General features: G+C 43.2%; 9 protein-coding genes. 3 read left to right on the forward strand and 6 right to left on the reverse strand.

Annotated elements, in window-relative coordinates; translation table 11 throughout:
• Positions 1 to 173: 173 nt before the first annotated feature.
• The 3 genes from RMO55_RS01200 to RMO55_RS01210 all read left to right on the forward strand — a co-directional run bounded on the left by RMO55_RS01200 (position 174) and on the right by RMO55_RS01210 (position 9,623).
• Positions 174 to 3,143 (forward strand): methyl-accepting chemotaxis protein, encoded by a 2,970-nt coding sequence (locus tag RMO55_RS01200; RefSeq protein WP_310422243.1) that lies wholly within the window; start codon positions 174 to 176, stop codon positions 3,141 to 3,143.
• A 152-nt stretch (positions 3,144 to 3,295) separates the two neighbouring features.
• Positions 3,296 to 8,440: a response regulator gene (locus RMO55_RS01205; protein WP_310422246.1), complete on the forward strand. Its 5,145-nt coding sequence runs from the start codon at positions 3,296 to 3,298 to the stop codon at positions 8,438 to 8,440.
• Between the two features lie 307 nt (positions 8,441 to 8,747).
• Positions 8,748 to 9,623: a DUF4388 domain-containing protein gene (locus tag RMO55_RS01210; RefSeq protein ID WP_310422249.1), complete on the forward strand. Its 876-nt coding sequence runs from the start codon at positions 8,748 to 8,750 to the stop codon at positions 9,621 to 9,623.
• 41 nt (positions 9,624 to 9,664) lie between these two features.
• Here the strand turns inward: RMO55_RS01210 and RMO55_RS01215 are convergent, their stop codons facing one another.
• The 6 genes from RMO55_RS01215 to sufB form a co-directional block, all read right to left on the reverse strand.
• Entirely contained in the window at positions 9,665 to 10,924 is a 1,260-nt protein-coding gene (locus RMO55_RS01215) for a SufS family cysteine desulfurase (protein WP_310422269.1), read from the reverse strand.
• Between the two features lie 76 nt (positions 10,925 to 11,000).
• Positions 11,001 to 12,278: a Fe-S cluster assembly protein SufD gene (gene sufD / locus RMO55_RS01220; RefSeq protein ID WP_310422252.1), complete on the reverse strand. Its 1,278-nt coding sequence runs from the start codon at positions 12,276 to 12,278 to the stop codon at positions 11,001 to 11,003.
• A 231-nt stretch (positions 12,279 to 12,509) separates the two neighbouring features.
• Positions 12,510 to 13,292: a Fe-S cluster assembly ATPase SufC gene (gene sufC, locus RMO55_RS01225; protein ID WP_310422257.1), complete on the reverse strand. Its 783-nt coding sequence runs from the start codon at positions 13,290 to 13,292 to the stop codon at positions 12,510 to 12,512.
• A 134-nt stretch (positions 13,293 to 13,426) separates the two neighbouring features.
• Positions 13,427 to 14,134: an MAE_28990/MAE_18760 family HEPN-like nuclease gene (locus tag RMO55_RS01230; protein ID WP_310422260.1), complete on the reverse strand. Its 708-nt coding sequence runs from the start codon at positions 14,132 to 14,134 to the stop codon at positions 13,427 to 13,429.
• A gap of 2 nt (positions 14,135 to 14,136) precedes the next feature.
• Positions 14,137 to 15,315 (reverse strand): DUF262 domain-containing protein, encoded by a 1,179-nt coding sequence (locus tag RMO55_RS01235; protein WP_310422263.1) that lies wholly within the window; start codon positions 15,313 to 15,315, stop codon positions 14,137 to 14,139.
• A gap of 72 nt (positions 15,316 to 15,387) precedes the next feature.
• Positions 15,388 to 16,827, reverse strand: a complete 1,440-nt coding sequence (gene sufB / locus RMO55_RS01240) for a Fe-S cluster assembly protein SufB (RefSeq protein WP_310422266.1) — start codon at positions 16,825 to 16,827, stop codon at positions 15,388 to 15,390.
• Between the last annotated feature and the right edge of the window lie 167 nt (positions 16,828 to 16,994).

A 16,994-nucleotide genomic window follows, 5' to 3' on the forward strand; every position in this document is an offset into this window, starting at 1 on the left:
AACAATCGATTGTCATCTATGAATGAATTCTATTACTTAAACATCTACAGTATCATTCGCTTACTCCAATCCGTTAGGCGATCGCAATCGACCTCGAACGATACCCAGTAAGAACATGAAGCTTATAAAAACACATAATTTATAAAATTAGCTAGTTATTGACAGGGGAAAAAATGATTTCTAATTCTGATTACACTCAAGACTATACGCAAGATTATCAATTAGCGGAAGCTGCTTATCTACAAGGCAACTACGAAAAAGCCGCCACGATTATCGATACACTAGTCACCAAATTTTCTACCGATCCTAGCGTTCGGTTATTGCGAGGACACATCTATTGCTATGGTTTATATCAATATGAAATTGGCAAAAAAGAGTACGAATACGTACTAAGTATTTCCACCGATTCTGAATTTCTCCAATTTGCTCACAGTGGATTGGAATATGCTAATTCTTGCTTGATTCAGATGAGTGGGCAGGTTAGTCAATCACAATTTAATGGTGGCGATTCTGGCGGACACTATCGAGATACCTCCGCTGATTCGGCTGAGTTACTAACTTGGAGACAACCAGAAGATCTGACTGCTGACGAAGATTTCGATCTAGCAGCTCTTAATTTTAATGTGGATATGTCGGGACAACTGTTTCCGAGCCAAGCTAGCGAGTTTTTCTCGATCGACACCAATGCTACCGAACAAAAACATTCATCAGTAGCAACAGGGTTTCATCATAACGAGCAAGAAACTCTCACCGATGCTTTTGCCTTTGGGTACGATCGGGAGGATCGACAGCAAAATCCTTCGCAGTCTCAGATTTCAAGTCAATTGCCGTTAGCTGAAATAGATGATGCCAATGACGATACAGGGTTTTTCAATATTTCACCAGCAGCTCATCGTGCCTTTGCTAGTTTCGATCCAGATCGATCTATTTCCACGATAGAAAATGAAAACCTACTGGAATCAAATTCTGTCGATCGGGCCAGAGATCCCCAGTCCAATGATGCATCGAAAGTTGATGCGCCATTTGGAAATTTTCAGTCTAATAATGATGAGAATTCAGACCGAGCCAATCGTCCGACAATGATTTTCATGAATGACAATTTAGGTGGTGCAGATTCCTTTAGTGCTACCCCTAACAATGAGAATCAAATTGACTTTTCAGTTGAAGATATCTCCGATGCACTCAATGAAATTAGTGGCGCACTGCCAATGGCTTGGCCGCCAAACGCTCAATCATCTGATTTATCTAATTGGGGTAATGAGACACCCAATGTCGTTGGTGAAGTATCTGGTTCCGAGACTCATCACCACAACAGAGCAGGCGACATCGAAGAATCAGATGCTGATAACTTCATGAATTTTGGCGAGAAAAACGCTTTTGATGAAGCTTTTAACCCATCGATCGCTGATAACAGTCGGGCTAATTCTCCCGCATTGTCTCAGCCACAGGCAGGAACGCCAGATTTTCGACGCAACTCTCCAGCCGATTCGGATAGCGGATCGCCATCTGGATTTTTCGATCTGCCCGATGATTTTCTCGAACAACCGACACCATCTTCAATGAACGTGTCTAAATCTTCGGCAATGTTTGATGATAGCTCAACATTTATTAATGGCGTGTCGATCTCTGGGATCAAAAATCAGCAGCCTGGATCTGCTAGTACTCTCTATCGTGAAGATATTCCTAATCTCACCAACATCGCGCCCGCACAAGGGATATTTGCACCTTTTGAAAATGCTTCGTTCCAGAAAAAGCAGTGGCTGATCTCGATTACGGCTGGATTGGGCGCAGCAGTAACGATCGCTGGAGTCACTTTTGTCAGTAGTCTGACTCTCCCTGCCAAAATTGCTAAGGACGCTCGACCACCACTCCAAAATGCGGGTTTATTGATGATGGTAGTGGGTGGTTTGACTAGCTTTGGCATCACCAAGATCCTGACTGGCCGCTATACCAAGCAGGTAAGTCGGAGCGTCCGCGATCTTCAATCCAATTTTGAGCAAGTGGCTCAAGGCAATATGTCCGCACGGGCAATGGTCTCTTCTCAAGATGAATTGGGCCTATTGTCTTCATCTTTCAACTATATGTTACAAGCTGTTGTCACCAGTAATTCGGAAGCCCAACGGAAGGCACGAGATATGGAGCTTGCCAAGGATGAGCTACAACGACAAGTAATTCGTCTACTAGATGATGTAGAAGGTGCCGCAAGAGGGGATCTGACCGTGAAAGCGGAAGTCACCGCTGACGTGCTGGGTGCGGTTGCGGACTCGTTTAACTTAACCATCGACAGTCTGCGGCAGATCGTGCAACAGGTGCAGGTCGCCGCCGTTCAGGTCAACCAAGGTTCGACTGAGAGTGAAGCATTTGCACGGCGGTTGTCTTCTGATGCCTTGAGCCAAGCTGAAGAACTAGCGGTAACGGTGAACTCGGTGCAAATGATGACTGCTTCGATTAAACGGGTAGCCGAAAGCGCACGGGAATCCGAGGAAGTTGCACGGACAGCATCTTCTACGGCTCTCAAAGGTGGAGAAGCTGTAGACAGAACGGTGGCAGGTATTCAAGAGATTCGGGAAACGGTAGCCGAAAGTACACGCAAAGTTAAGCGGCTGGCGGAATCTTCTCAACAAATTTCCCAAATTGTTTCGGTAATTTCCCAAATTGCTTCGCGTACCAACTTACTCGCACTCAATGCCAGTATTGAGGCAGCTAGAGCGGGGGAATCGGGGAAAGGATTTGCGATCGTTGCCGATGAAGTCCGACAGTTAGCCGACAGAAGTGCGAAAGCTCTCAAAGAAATCGAGCATATCGTACTCCAGATCCAAAGTGAAACTGGTTCGGTAATGGCAGCGATGGAACAGGGGACTCAACAGGTGATCCAAGGCACCAAATTAGCAGAACAAGCCAAACGATCGCTCGATGACATTATTCAAGTATCCAACCGAATCGATGCCCTAGTTCGATCGATTACCTCGGATACGATCGAGCAACGCGAAACGTCTAAAGCAGTTACCGAAGTTATGCAATCGGTGGAAATTCAAGCTCAGTCAACTTCCCAAGAAGCTCAGAAGGTATCTTCTTCGCTCGAAAATCTGGTTGTCGTCGCTCGAAATCTACTCACTTATGTCGAACGATTCAAAGTTGAGTAGCAGGTTAGGGGATAGGGGATAGGGGATAGAGAATAGGGTTGAGTTTTGGACGCTTGCGTCTTTCTCATCTATGGATCTAACCCTACCCCATTTAATATCCTCACTCTAATCTCCTACTCTATTCCCTATCCCCTATCCCCTATTCCCTAGTTATGGAACACGATCGCATCCTCGGCTACTTTCTAGAAGAAGCTATCGAACACTTAAGCACGATCGAGCAAGGTTTACGCAGACTATCTGAAACGGTTAAACAGCCGACCATGATTCGCGAACTGTTTCGCGCAGCACATTCGATCAAAGGTAGTGCTGCCATGCTCGGACTGCTGGATATTCAACAGATTGGCAACCAGTTTGAAGCCAACTTCAAGCTGCTCAAAGAACAGCCACAAATTGATGTGGACAACCAACTCCAATCACTATTTTTAGAGAGTTTTAGTTTGTTGCAAGCCAGCATCAATACTGTAAAACGATCGAACGATCCTTATCATCGCGATCCAGCTAGTCCCGATCCGATCGGCGATCCGGTCTTTGAAGAACTCAAATCTTATCTCCAGCACTTAGTTTCTAAGGCAAATCCATTCGATTTAGCCCCAGCTAAAGAACATAAACTAGGACAAGATCCAGCGATCGAGCAAGTATTCGGTGAATATGTCACTAACAAACTTGACGAAATTGCTAGTCTGTGTTTACAGTCAGATCGATCTAAAATTCGCACCCAAGTTCAACAGATTTGCCAGAAATTAGGTAATCTAGGTGAAAATTTCGAGTTTCTCGAATGGACAAATTTATGTACTGCTTGTAGGTTAGCGATCGCCAATCCTGACAATTCGCTAATTCAATTAGGCAAAAGTATTCATATTGCAATTAAACAAGCACAAATTCTAGTTTTAGCAGATCGGCATCAGGAGATTGGGATTACGCCAGATCTAGACGCTTTAATCGATCGCGCACATCGATCTGATGCCAGCGCATCTGCTTTAGATCGTCGAGATAGTGTCGTCGGGATCGAATTACCAACTGTAGAAGTTAATGCGGATGCGGTAGAACTGAATGAATTCATGAACCTACTTCGCAATGATATGCCCACAGAGGGTACTTGGATGCAAGATGATGATTTCTCCGATCTCGAACTTCCGCAAGATGCGGGTAATTCGGCTACGGACAACTTTTATCAGCAAATCTTCGCGCCAGATGTCCTACAGTCGCCCTTAGATCCCATCGACGATCTGGCTGTAGCGATCGATCGAGAACAGGGTGAGTATGATGAGGAGACATTCTACAACCCCGATCTGATCGAAATTGACGATCTAGAGATGGCCAATTTTTGGTCGGATACTGAATTAGCCGCAGGACAACATCCATCCTTATCTCCAGATATCAATCTACACGACGATCTCGATCGCCAACTGCAACCCGATCTTGCTCCAGCTTTAGGTCTAGATTCTCCTGCACCAGATTTTAGTCTAGATCGTCCCATGAGCGAGCTATTTCCGACAGTCACAACACCTAATTGGGCTGAATTAGCCCAGCCAGAGGAAATATTTAGCGACATGATGGAGGTATCTGATGCTGAAACTATGAGTGATGAAGATCGATTAGACTTGAATGAATTGCTATCGCAGCCAACAAGTTTTGAGGTAGCTTCTGACAAGGAATTTGCAGCTTCTTCCCTTAATTACACAACAGTTAATGTTGGCGTGGATGCGCCGATCGAAAATCAAATTGCAGTTAATGATTTTTATCCCGATCTGCAGACATTGACAACCTCTTCAGACGATCGCTCGATGGCGATTCTCAATGGCGATCCATCCATACCGTCATCCGAACAGATTGAATTCACTGATTCACTACTTTTATCAAGTCAAAGTAATGAGCTTGAGGTAATCGACCTATCTCTAGGGGTGAGTAACGATTTTCAGCATCAAAGTTATGACATGTCTCATCATCCCGATCTGATTACGTCGGGGACATCAGATCTACTCTGTTTGGAAGATTTGAATAGTGGCGATGAATTATCTGAATCTAGCATAGCTGTCGATCTTGACCTAGCCATTGCTGGAGAAGATCGGGTCGCAAATGAATTAACAAACTCGATCGATAACTCGACTGGCATCGGTAGCAATTCCACGATTGAAGAACATCCAGTTGATGATTTTGCAGACTTAAATTCAGATGTATTTAACGATCAAAAACTAGTCCAAGATTTTAGGATCGATAATGATTTTACAGACATAGATTTTAATCCACTGAATTCTCTAGATTTCAGTGAAAATCTCGCTATTAGCGGTGATTTTTCAGATCCAGATCTAGATACGCTCAATAATGATATAGAGTTTCTGAATAGTCTCGAATCAGTTGTCGAATCGCCAATTGCTCAAGATCTGGCAGGCTTGAATCTTAATGTGTTCGCTGGAGACGACCTCCAGTCAGTTGTAGTACCGCCAGCCGATAACAATTTCGCAGATTTTGACTTCGACGATCTCAGTTTAGGAAATACCGCCGCGATTTTGGCATCGTCGAGCGATAGCGATCTGTCAGATTTGAATATCAATGTGTTAGCTGGAGACGATCTCCAGTCAGTTGTAACACCACCCATCGATAACAATTTGGCAGATTTCGATTTCGACGATCTCAGCTTAGGAAATACCGCCGCGATTTTGGCATCGTCGAGCGATAGCGATCTGTCAGATTTGAATATCAATGTGTTAGCTGGAGACGATCTCCAGTCAGTTATAACACCACCCATCGATAACAATTTGACAGATTTTGATTTCGACGATCTCGATAATACTGGCTCGATTGCTTCATCGTCGCTCGATAACGATCTATCGGATCTAAATTTCAGCGATCTCGAGTTGGACAATACTGACTCAGTTGTGCCATCATCGATCGACGACGATCTGGCGGATTTGAATCTCGATTTACCTACTGCTGTAGCCGATCGAGATGATAATTTAGATATCGATCGATTGCCATCTTCTCAATCGGCAGATTTTGCTGGATTAGACTTCAGTCTTGAAGATCTTAGTGCCGACTTAAGCGGTGCCCAATTGACAGATCTAGGCAGTCTCTTTGATGAACAGTCTGAAAATCTTTCAGATCTGGGAGATTTAGATGCATTCTTGACTCCGTTAGCTGCGGTTACGACGGCTACTGCGGTTACTGTCGTCCTGAATGCTGAAAAATCGGCATTTGACGATCTCGATGCCTTGATGCTCGATCCTACTCCAACATCCAATCCAGAGCATAATCTCGATAGTCTCGATCTCTTATTAGCAACAACTGCACCTGTAGTTGTTCACCCCGATCGCGATAATAACAAGCCAAAAGATCGGCGAGCGAAACAGCGGACATTCGAGCAAACCATGCGGGTGTCAGTCAGACATCTAGACAACCTGAATAACTTAGTCGGGGAACTAGTCGTCAACCGCAACACCCTAGAGCAAGATCAAAATCGGATGCGACAGTTTATTGAAAAACTGCTCTCTGAAGTCCAAAAGCTCAATGAAGTCGGGAAGCGGATGCAGGATCTCTACGAGCGATCTTTGATGGAAAATTCCCTCGTCGCCAGTCGTCAACAACATAAACCGATTGCGTCGTTGCCTACGCCGCAAATTAATAGCAACGATTTGGATGCTAGTGGCCTGTTAATGGAATACGATCCTCTGGAAATGGATCGATTTACCCCCATTCACTTGCTGTCCCAAAAGATGATTGAGTTGACGGTACGGGTCCGCGAGTCAACTGCGGATATTGAATTTGTTGTCGATGGCAGTACCGAAGTCACCCGCACGCTCAGACAGATTACCGGACAACTTCAGGAAGATTTGACCAAATCGCGGATGTTGCCGTTTGCGCAGACAGCCGATCGATTACAACGTGGAGTTCGAGAAAATGGTCTCAAGTATGGTAAACAAATCGAACTTAATGTCGAAGGACGCGATACCCTAATTGATAAAGTAATTCTCGAAAGTCTGGCCGAACCGTTGATGCACATGGCAAACAACGCGATCGCGCACGGGATTGAATCTGCTGCAACCAGAAAAGAGCTGGGCAAACCGATCGAAGGCAAAATTACGATCCGCGCTCTCCATCAAGGAAACCAAACGATCATCTCAATTTCGGATGATGGTGCGGGCATTAATACCGAGCAAGTTAAGAAGAAAGCGATCGAGAAAGGGATTATTACGCTCCAGCAATCGCACACAATGTCCAAGAATGAGACATACGAACTGCTCTTCCTCCCTAGTTTTTCGACCAAAGACCAAGCAGATGAATTATCTGGCCGTGGTGTGGGGATGGACGTTGTTAAAACGAGTATTACTGAAATTCGGGGGACGATTTCCACCGAATCTCAGATTGGTGTAGGTACTACGTTTACAATCCGGTTGCCACTAGCACTCAGTATCGCTAAAGCACTGATTGCCGTCAATAATAAGAGTAATATCGCCTTCCCGATGGATGGAATTGAGGATACTCAAGATGTCAGTCCCGAACAAATCCAAACTAATAGTGAAGGTAAACAGTGCATCTTTTGGCGGGATGAACTCATGCCATTTACGCCCCTGTCCGATCTACTAGGATTTAATCGCCCGCTGGCTCGTAACAATTTCTACACGACGACGGAAGATGATAGCGATCTAGTTTCGATCTTAATTCTACGCAGTGATGGGAACCTGATTGCCATCCAGGTAGATAAAATCACTGGGGATCAAGAAATCGTGATCAAACCGCTTCAAGGACCGGCAGCCAAGCCATTAGGCATTGCGGGTGCGACAGTAATGGGAGACGGTCGAATTATTCCAATCGCTGATGTGATGGAATTAATTGCCCTGGCGAAAGGGACGATTACTCGTCATATTTCGACTCAGTGGACAGCTCAATCGATGCTTCCGACTGTCGAAGTTCGCGAATCAATGGTACTGATTGTCGATGACTCGATCACTGTTCGAGAATTGCTCTCATTGACCTTTAAACGGGCTGGCTATCGGGTCGAACAGGCTCGGGATGGTCAGGAAGCCTGGGATAAGCTCAGAGCTGGTTTACCCTGCGATATTGTCTTCTGTGATATCGAGATGCCTCGGATGGATGGACTGGAATTCTTGTCTCGCATCCAGAAAGATGCCGCTCTCAGCAAGGTGCCTGTCGCCATGCTAACATCACGCGGTAGCGATCGACATCGCCAAATCGCCGCCCAACTCGGTGCTAGTGGCTACTTTATCAAACCTTATCTGGAAGAAGCTCTACTTGAGGCAGCAAAAAGGATGATCGGTGGTGAAGTACTAGAAATCGTTTAGATCGCATCTTGTCCCAGCGGCTCACTCAATCTGGAGGTTCCCTCCAGATTGATTTGTGACAAGATAATACATAAATACGATGACAGGCATAACCGATGAAGACGCTCGGATCTATGGCGATCTCTAATATTTGCGTACTAGCGTAAGCTGTGAGTTAATACTCAAATGTGGGGTAAAGCGATCTGCATCTTGTCTTTTGTCTGATGAAGATCGCAGCCTACTTTAGTTTCGCCAAGTAAGATCGGATCGGCAGACAATATGAATTCGCAACAGGAATGTCCTCACATATACTTACTTGGAGATATAAATGTCCCTAGCTGGCTATTTATCAGAATATTCTTTAGCTGAAATCTTTCATTTCATCCAAGAAGGTAATAAAACAGGCTTACTGTCGATCGAGCCAGATTTTGGATTGAATCGATCTGTTAGTAATCCATACTATCTATCATTCCAAGGTGGACGGATTATGTCTGTTGTTAATGGAAATCAATTAGAGCATCAAGGGTTACTGAAAACGATCGAACAGCGAGGATGGCTCTCTCCAGAGCAGGTTGCACGGCTAAAAACTCAAACAAATTCACTGCAACAACCATTGGGTAATTATCTCAAATCCCATAATGCGATTACTAGCGAGCAATTAATGTTGGCCTTTAATTCTCAAGTAATTGCTAACATCTGTCAAATGTTTGTGGAAGTTCGCCACGGACGCTTTAAATTCGATTCTCAAGCATCATTAACTTATATCGAAATGACAGGATTGAGTTTGACAGCTAAACAGGCGACTTTAATGGGATTGAGGTTACTGTTAGATTGGAGTGACTTAGCTGCAAAATTACCTGCATCTGTATCTGCACTCCAAAGATCTTCCACGGAACCTGTCGGAGTGAGGCTAGATCGTCAGGAATTGCTAGTTTGGCAACTGGCTGTCGGCGAAATGTCGATTGCCAAAATTGCCAAAAATCTAGGGCTAGAAACCAGCAGAGTTCAACAGATTGGCTTTCGGTTGAGTGTAATTGGGTTAATGTATGAGGTATCCGCCGAGGCATCACAACCACTAGTCAACCGGATGATGGATGCACCAAAACCAATTTTCGTGGGAAGTCGCAGTAGCAATAGTACTGCTGCGCCTATATCTACTTCGTTCCTGAGTAATTTAGTCGGTTTTCTGAAGCGGAAGGGTTGACAAATAAATTAAGTTACTATATTTGTTGGCGATCGAGTCCCTTAGCTAAAAATACTATCAAAGAACTCGATCGATTCTTGCAATGATGCGATGAAGATATCAATTTCTCCTTTGGTATTATAGAAGTGCAAACTCGCTCGTGCTGTAGATTGAGCCTTGATAAAACGATGCAATGGTTGGGTACAGTGATGTCCAGCTCGAATTGCAATACCTGCTTGATCTAACATCGTCGAAAGATCGTGAGGATGAACTTCACCACAAGTAAATGCAGCTAATGCGGCACGTTCTTTAGGTGCTTTTGGCCCATAAATTCTTACCTGGGGAAGTTGTGTTAATTTCTCCATTAAATAGGCGGTCAATTCTGCTTCATAAGCATGAATTTTATCCATCCCAATGTTCGTTAAATAATCAACCGCTGCACCTAAACCAATCGCTTCGGCAATCGCTGGCGTACCTGCTTCAAACTTATGAGGTAAATCCGCGTAAGTCGCATTTTCCAGAAATACGTCAGCAATCATTTCACCACCACCTAAGAAAGGTGGCGTCGATCGCATCAGATTTAGCTTACCATACAAGAAACCAATTCCCGTCGGGCCACACATCTTGTGCCCTGATACTGCCATCCAGTCGCAATCAATATCTTGGACATCAATTGGCATGTGTGGCACACTTTGGCAAGCATCAATTAACACTTTAGCACCATATTGATGAGCTAGAGCTGCAATTTCCTTAACAGGATTGATACAACCTAATGTATTAGAAACATGCACGATCGAAACTAATTTCGTCTTATCATTTACTAATGATTGATAATGTCCAAAATCGAATTCTTCTTCTGGTGTAAGCTGAACGAACTTGAGTCGAGCACCTGTTTTTTGGGCGACTAATTGCCAGGGAATTAGATTACTATGATGTTCCATCACTGATAGAATTATTTCATCGCCACGTTGCAGATTGCTCAATCCCCAACTGTATGCAACTAAATTAATCGCTTCCGTCGCATTTCGAGTGTAAATAATCTCTTGCGACGAAACCGCATTCACAAATTTAGCAATCTTTTCTCTCGCACCCTCATAAGCATCTGTCGCTTCCGCACTCAGCGTATGTACGCCGCGATGAACATTAGAATTATAGTGACTATAATAATGCTCCAGCGCGTGAATCACCGCATGAGGTTTCTGCGAAGTCGCGGCATTATCTAGATAAACTAGTGGCTTACCATGTACCTCACGATGAAGAATCGGAAAATCTGCGCGTACAGACTCAGCAAGATTTAAGGTTTTAGTTTGAATAAAAGTCATATTAGGATCGATGTTTCCTCTAAGATTTTGAATCAGTCGTTGGATGCGGCTTCCTCTAGTCATTTCTTGCCAATCTTTAGCTAGCTTTAAAGGCTTTCACTGCTACTGCTAGTTTTTCACGCACTGAAGCAACGGGGATTCGATCGATAATCTCTACCGCAAAAGCGTTAATTAGTAATATTTTAGCTGTTTCGACATCCAAACCTCGACTTTGGAGATAAAAAATCTCATCGTCTTCTAATTGGCTCACCGTCGCACCGTGGGAACATTTAACGTTATCAGCGGTAATTTCAAGCTGAGGTTTGGTATCAATCCTGGCGGTGGATGATAGCAGCAGATTCCGATTCAATTGCCCAGCATTGGTTTGTTGCGCTGCTTGGGGCACGAATACTTTACCATTGAAAATTGCATGAGCGCGATCGTCTACGATACACTTGTGCAATTGATTCGTCGTACCGTGAGGCTTAGTCAGTGCAATAGTACTATGAGTATCAGATTCCTGTTCCCCATTTACCATCGCTAAACCATTGAGATTGGTTTCTGTCTGTGCGCCAATTTGGAAGATTTCCCAGTTGTGACGAGACAGTTTTGAGCCAAGATCGATCGAGTTCCCCGTATAGGAACTATGCTGAGACTGGGAAACCGCCGTCTTCCCGATATGAATCGCGGTGATATCCTCATCCTGAATCCGCGTATGATTGAGTTTCGCCGTATCACCCAGCCAGATTTCGGTAACGGCGTTATTGAAATAGGGATGATTAGGAATCGATGTATGTAGATATTCCTGAATCACCGTCGCACGACTTCCAGCTTCCATCACAATTAACGTGCGCGGCTGAATCGCCACCGCCATATCATCGACAGTCGCAATAAATAATAGCTGAATCGGTGAATCATAAGCACTATCTTTATTTAGCCACACCACCGCAGCCTCATTAATACCCGCCGTATTAATCGCCGTGAAAACTTCCTCACCTCCAGGCTGTTTGCCCAGGTAATTAGTCACCGCCAACCCTGCATCGATAGCTGCGGCTAAATTCCCAATAAACACCCCCGCAGGTAAATTCGCAATGCTGGAATATTCAGGTGCGTAGATAGCATTAACAAACACCAGACGGCTGTCAGGAGCCTCTGGAATAAGTAAACCATTAATATTAACTGGCGGTAGTTGCGTGCTGGGTGCAGCGAATGTTTGCGCCAGCAGCGGTGATAAATTAGTGAATCGCCATTCCTCGTTTTTGTTAGTGGGAATAGTTTCCTCTTGGAGATACGCAGATGCTTGGGTGCGAATATCTTGGAGTTGAGGATTCGCCGGCGGCGTAAGTGGGATGAGTTGGGTAAGAGTTGCTGTCATATTTCAGAGTAAATAAAGAAAAGATAATTTTATAAATACAAAGATCTGTAGGGGTGGGTTTATGCAAGCAATATTATTAGTAATTGGGATCTCAAACAAACCCACCCACCTCACTAGTAATTAACAAATTGCTAACCAACATTCGATTAACTTATGAGGTTAGGGCAGGTTCGCACGGGCATCGCTAGGATGGAGCGAGAACATTAGCATAAACCTGCCCCTACAGATCTTTTATACGTTCGCTGTTTCTGGCTCCGTCACCCAGTCATAACCCTTAGCCTCCAATTCCAGTGCGAGTTCCTTCCCGCCGCTAGTCAGGATTTTTCCGTTCGCCATCACATGGACAAAATCAGGAATAATATAGTCCAGCAACCGCTGATAATGAGTAATCACCAACATCGAATTATCCTTGTTCGATAATTGATTTACCCCGCCAGCCACAATCTTCAGCGCGTCGATATCCAATCCCGAATCAGTCTCATCGAGAATCGCTAAACTAGGCTGGAGAATCGCCATCTGAAGAATTTCATTCCGCTTTTTCTCACCACCAGAGAAACCTTCATTTACACTCCGGCTGAGGAAAGCAGGATTCATTTTGACGATATCTAATTTAGCTTGAATCAACTCATCAAAATCGAATACATCTAGTTCTTCCAATCCCAGATGTTTTTGACGCGAATTATAAGCAACACGGAGGAAATCGAGGTTACTCACACCAGGAATTTCTAACGGATATTGGAACGCGAGAAATACACCGGAACGCGCCCGATCTTGCGGTTCCAAGTCAAACAGGTTTTCACCTTTATAGATGACTTCTCCGCCTGTGACTGTGTATGCGGGATGTCCAGCTAATACTTTCGATAACGTACTTTTACCAGAGCCATTTGGCCCCATAATTGCGTGGATTTCACCAGCTTTGATTTCGATGTTTAAGCCTTTGAGGATCGGAGTACCATCTACTTCGGCGGTGAGATTTTTAACTGATAATATTACTGGGCTATTTTCGACGATCATGATTCTTAGTAATTAGTATAGATATTTTTTATTAAGCAGCAGAGAAATCAGAGAAAAATCGATCTACTTTCAATACTCAGTTTAACCGATCGAGCGAACTCAGGAACGACTAATTTTAGATAGAGTGTATCAATTTACCTGGAGGTATTTTCCCACGGATCTTCAACATTAAAATCATTAATTAAGTACTCGGTCACGATCGAATTAAAGATTTTAACAACTAGGCACATATCACGAATATAGTTTCTAACATCACCGATTGTCGGCTTGTCGTCAGAAGATCCGTGGGTAATATTATTACGCCTACTAACAAAGACATTTAATCTTATTTTTGAATTTTCATTTCCTGCTTTTTGTTCCACAAGACTCCAAATGGAAGAAATACCAATTCCTTTAAAAAGATTTTCCACATTGCTACTACCAGGTGATGCAAATCCATTAAGATGGAGCTTTTCTTGAAATATACCCTGCTTACATTTCTGATTCTCATCAGTTAATAAATTTTGACTGATCTCTTCCAGTATTTTCCATTTTTTCTCAGGATTTAAACTGTCTAACAGTGGTTTGGAAAGAATTTGAGTAACTTTTAATGGTATCGGTAGTATGCTGACAGGTGTTTGATTATTCTCATGAAAACTCAAAATATCAACAATCAAACCTTCAAAAAAGCTCTCCACATGACTGCATAATAATAACATTGATGCTCTTGACAAACATTCATTAATGTCTCTTTGTTTAGGAGTAGTCTCATTTACATAGGATAAAGAGATTAAAGTGCCCACCTCTCTTAAATTAGTCCAAAATTTTAGTAATGCAGGCGAACGATGTTTGGTGAAGCTCATAACTATGTACTTTCATGAGCCATCCCTATAATAATTCTTTCTACTGATATACCTATTTCTTGTAGTGTTGTCCGCCATTTATCGAGTCGAGATTGAAAACGAACAATTTTTTCCGGAAAATAAGTAATATCTTCTTGAAATCCTTCATCATTAAATATCTTCTTGAATTCGTCTAATATGGCATTGTTTTTTTGCTGAATTGTGTCTGATGATATTGCGGAAAAATAGAGCATGACAATATCATAAATTGCTCTATTCAAAGATTTGTTCCATGTATCATTAATAGGATCATACCTACGAAAACTATTTTCTCCAAATACACAATCAACATCGGTGATAGTTTTTAAAAATATTTCTCGGTGATTATGAACAACCTCCGAACTCATCTTCATCCCTGATTGTAGATAGTTATCTAAGAATTTAGCTAAGTTACCCTGATAGTTAGCACGATCGAAGTAAAAAGCAAAAAACCTTAAAATCATCTCACAATCATTCATTCTCTTGTCAACATTTTCAGATCTCCGTAATTTCTTAAATGTTTTATCTTCAGATAATTCTTTTATTAATCTGTTGAGATTTCCTTTGTACAGACTATTTCTGAGTTCTTGACGATTTAGCTTTACAGAATTTGAATTTAGCCTATCAAACACATCAAATCTAATTTCTGGATGTGATTCTTTCTGAATCAGAATACATCTGATCGATCTTGACTGTATCGATCTCCGATCTGATATACCTAATTGACTAAATTTTTTCTTGTTAAGATCCGATCTTATTTTCAAAGATCTTAGTTTGAACTTATCATTCAGATATCTGTAAATTGCAGTCAGTCTTTGCTGCCCATCAATCACACTATAGCTACCATCCTCTAATTCAGCAAAGTAGCAAACTGGAATTGGAACATTTATCAACAGTGATTCTATCAAACGACTAGCTTTAGTGTCGTCCCAAACTCTACGACGTTGAAAATCATCTGCAAGCACTAAAGTCCCGTCATCTACCTGATCTTTTAGAGAGCGGATAATAAAGTCATACGGATGTGTAAATAGCTTTCTATCTTTGCCGCTATCATCAATAATTGGTTGAACTTCCGATTCTAGCTCTTCACTATTGGTTTCATTGTCAAATTCATCTTCTAAGAATTCTGGAAGATCTTGGATTGTTACTTCATTTGCAAGCATGTACTAACACCTCATTAATGGGCAGGTAATATGGTGGACAAATTCCCTTGCCATATTACCTATCAAAACTTGTTAACCCACAGTACCTTCTAATTTCAAGCTCAACAGTCTGTCAGCTTCAACCGCAAATTCCATCGGAAGTTGATTGAAGACATCCTTACAGAAACCACTAATCATCATCGAAATCGCATCCTCTTGGGAAATCCCGCGTTGAGCGAAGAAGAATAATTGATCCTCACCAATCTTAGATGTCGATGCTTCGTGTTCGACTTTGGCGGTTTGATTCTGAACTTGGATATAGGGGAAAGTATTCGCTTGCGCTCTGTCGCCAATTAGCATCGAGTCACATTGGGAATAATTTCTCGCGCCTTTGGCTGTTGGATTCATTTTGACTAAACCGCGATAGCTGTTCTTCGATTTACCTGCCGAAATTCCCTTGGAAATAATCGTACTGCGAGTATTTTTACCGACATGGATCATTTTAGTTCCGGTGTCGGCTTGTTGGAGATTATTCGTCAGCGCGACGGAGTAAAATTCGCCGACGGAATTGTCGCCGACTAGAACGCAACTCGGATATTTCCAAGTAATTGCCGAACCTGTTTCTACTTGTGTCCACGAAATCTTGGAATTAACACCTTTACACAAGCCGCGTTTAGTGACGAAGTTGTAGATGCCACCTTTACCAGTTTCATCGCCTGCGTACCAGTTTTGGACGGTGGAATATTTGATTTCGGCGTTGTCTAGTACCACCAATTCGACGACGGCGGCGTGGAGTTGATTAGTGTCGAATGCGGGTGCGGTACAGCCTTCGAGATAGGTGACGGATGCACCTTCATCGGCGATGATTAGTGTCCGCTCAAATTGTCCACTATCGCCAGTATTAATCCGGAAATAGGTGGATAAATCCATCGGACATTTGGTACCTTTGGGGATGTAAACAAAGGAACCGTCACTAAATACGGCAGAGTTTAAGGCTGCAAAGAAATTATCGGCGATCGGCACCACACTTCCCAAGTATTTTTCGATTAGTTCGGGATATTCTTTGACTGCTTCAGAAATCGAGCAGAATACCACGCCTTCTTTGGCTAATTGTGCCTTAAAAGTGGTGCCGATCGAGACGCTATCAAATACCGCATCAACAGCCACATTCGACAGACGTTTTTGCTCGCTCAGGGAAATCCCCAACTTCTCAAAGGTTTCGAGCAACACAGGATCGACTTCATCTAAGCTATCCAATTTTTTGGCAGCTTGCTTGGGCGCAGAATAGTAGATAATATCCTGATAATCGATCGCTGGATAGTCCACATGGGGCCAGGTTGGTTCGGTCATCTTCAACCACTGGCGATAAGCTCTGAGGCGGAAGTTGAGCAGAAATTCTGGCTCATCCTTCTTGGATGAAATCAACCGCACGATATCCTCATTCAATCCACGGGGAATCTTGTCTGACTCAATATCAGTAACAAAGCCGTATTTGTAAGGTTGATTAACTAAGTTTTGGACTATAGTACTCATCGATCGCCTGTGTTCTCTCTAGAATAAGGATTGGATAATATTAATTTGGTATTGCTGCGGAGATTTTACCCCCAACCCCCTTGTAAAGGGGGCTTTCATTCCCGCCCCCCGCAGGGAGCGGCTCTTGCTCCCTCCCCTTTATAAGGGGAGGGCTGGGGTGGGGTAAA

The organism is Chamaesiphon sp. VAR_48_metabat_135_sub (assembly GCF_031418915.1).
Lineage (GTDB): Bacteria > Cyanobacteriota > Cyanobacteriia > Cyanobacteriales > Chamaesiphonaceae > Chamaesiphon.

Bases quoted from the DNA above. Each gene is read 5' to 3' on its own strand.
- RMO55_RS01200 (WP_310422243.1), top strand. From the start codon at position 174: ATGATTTCTAATTCTGATTACACTCAAGACTATACGCAAGATTATCAA.
- RMO55_RS01205 (WP_310422246.1), top strand. From the start codon at position 3,296: ATGGAACACGATCGCATCCTCGGCTACTTTCTAGAAGAAGCTATCGAA.
- RMO55_RS01210 (WP_310422249.1), top strand. From the start codon at position 8,748: ATGTCCCTAGCTGGCTATTTATCAGAATATTCTTTAGCTGAAATCTTT.
- RMO55_RS01215 (WP_310422269.1), bottom strand. From the start codon at position 10,924: ATGACTTTTATTCAAACTAAAACCTTAAATCTTGCTGAGTCTGTACGC.
- sufD (WP_310422252.1), bottom strand. From the start codon at position 12,278: ATGACAGCAACTCTTACCCAACTCATCCCACTTACGCCGCCGGCGAAT.
- sufC (WP_310422257.1), bottom strand. From the start codon at position 13,292: ATGATCGTCGAAAATAGCCCAGTAATATTATCAGTTAAAAATCTCACC.
- RMO55_RS01230 (WP_310422260.1), bottom strand. From the start codon at position 14,134: ATGAGCTTCACCAAACATCGTTCGCCTGCATTACTAAAATTTTGGACT.
- RMO55_RS01235 (WP_310422263.1), bottom strand. From the start codon at position 15,315: ATGCTTGCAAATGAAGTAACAATCCAAGATCTTCCAGAATTCTTAGAA.
- sufB (WP_310422266.1), bottom strand. From the start codon at position 16,827: ATGAGTACTATAGTCCAAAACTTAGTTAATCAACCTTACAAATACGGC.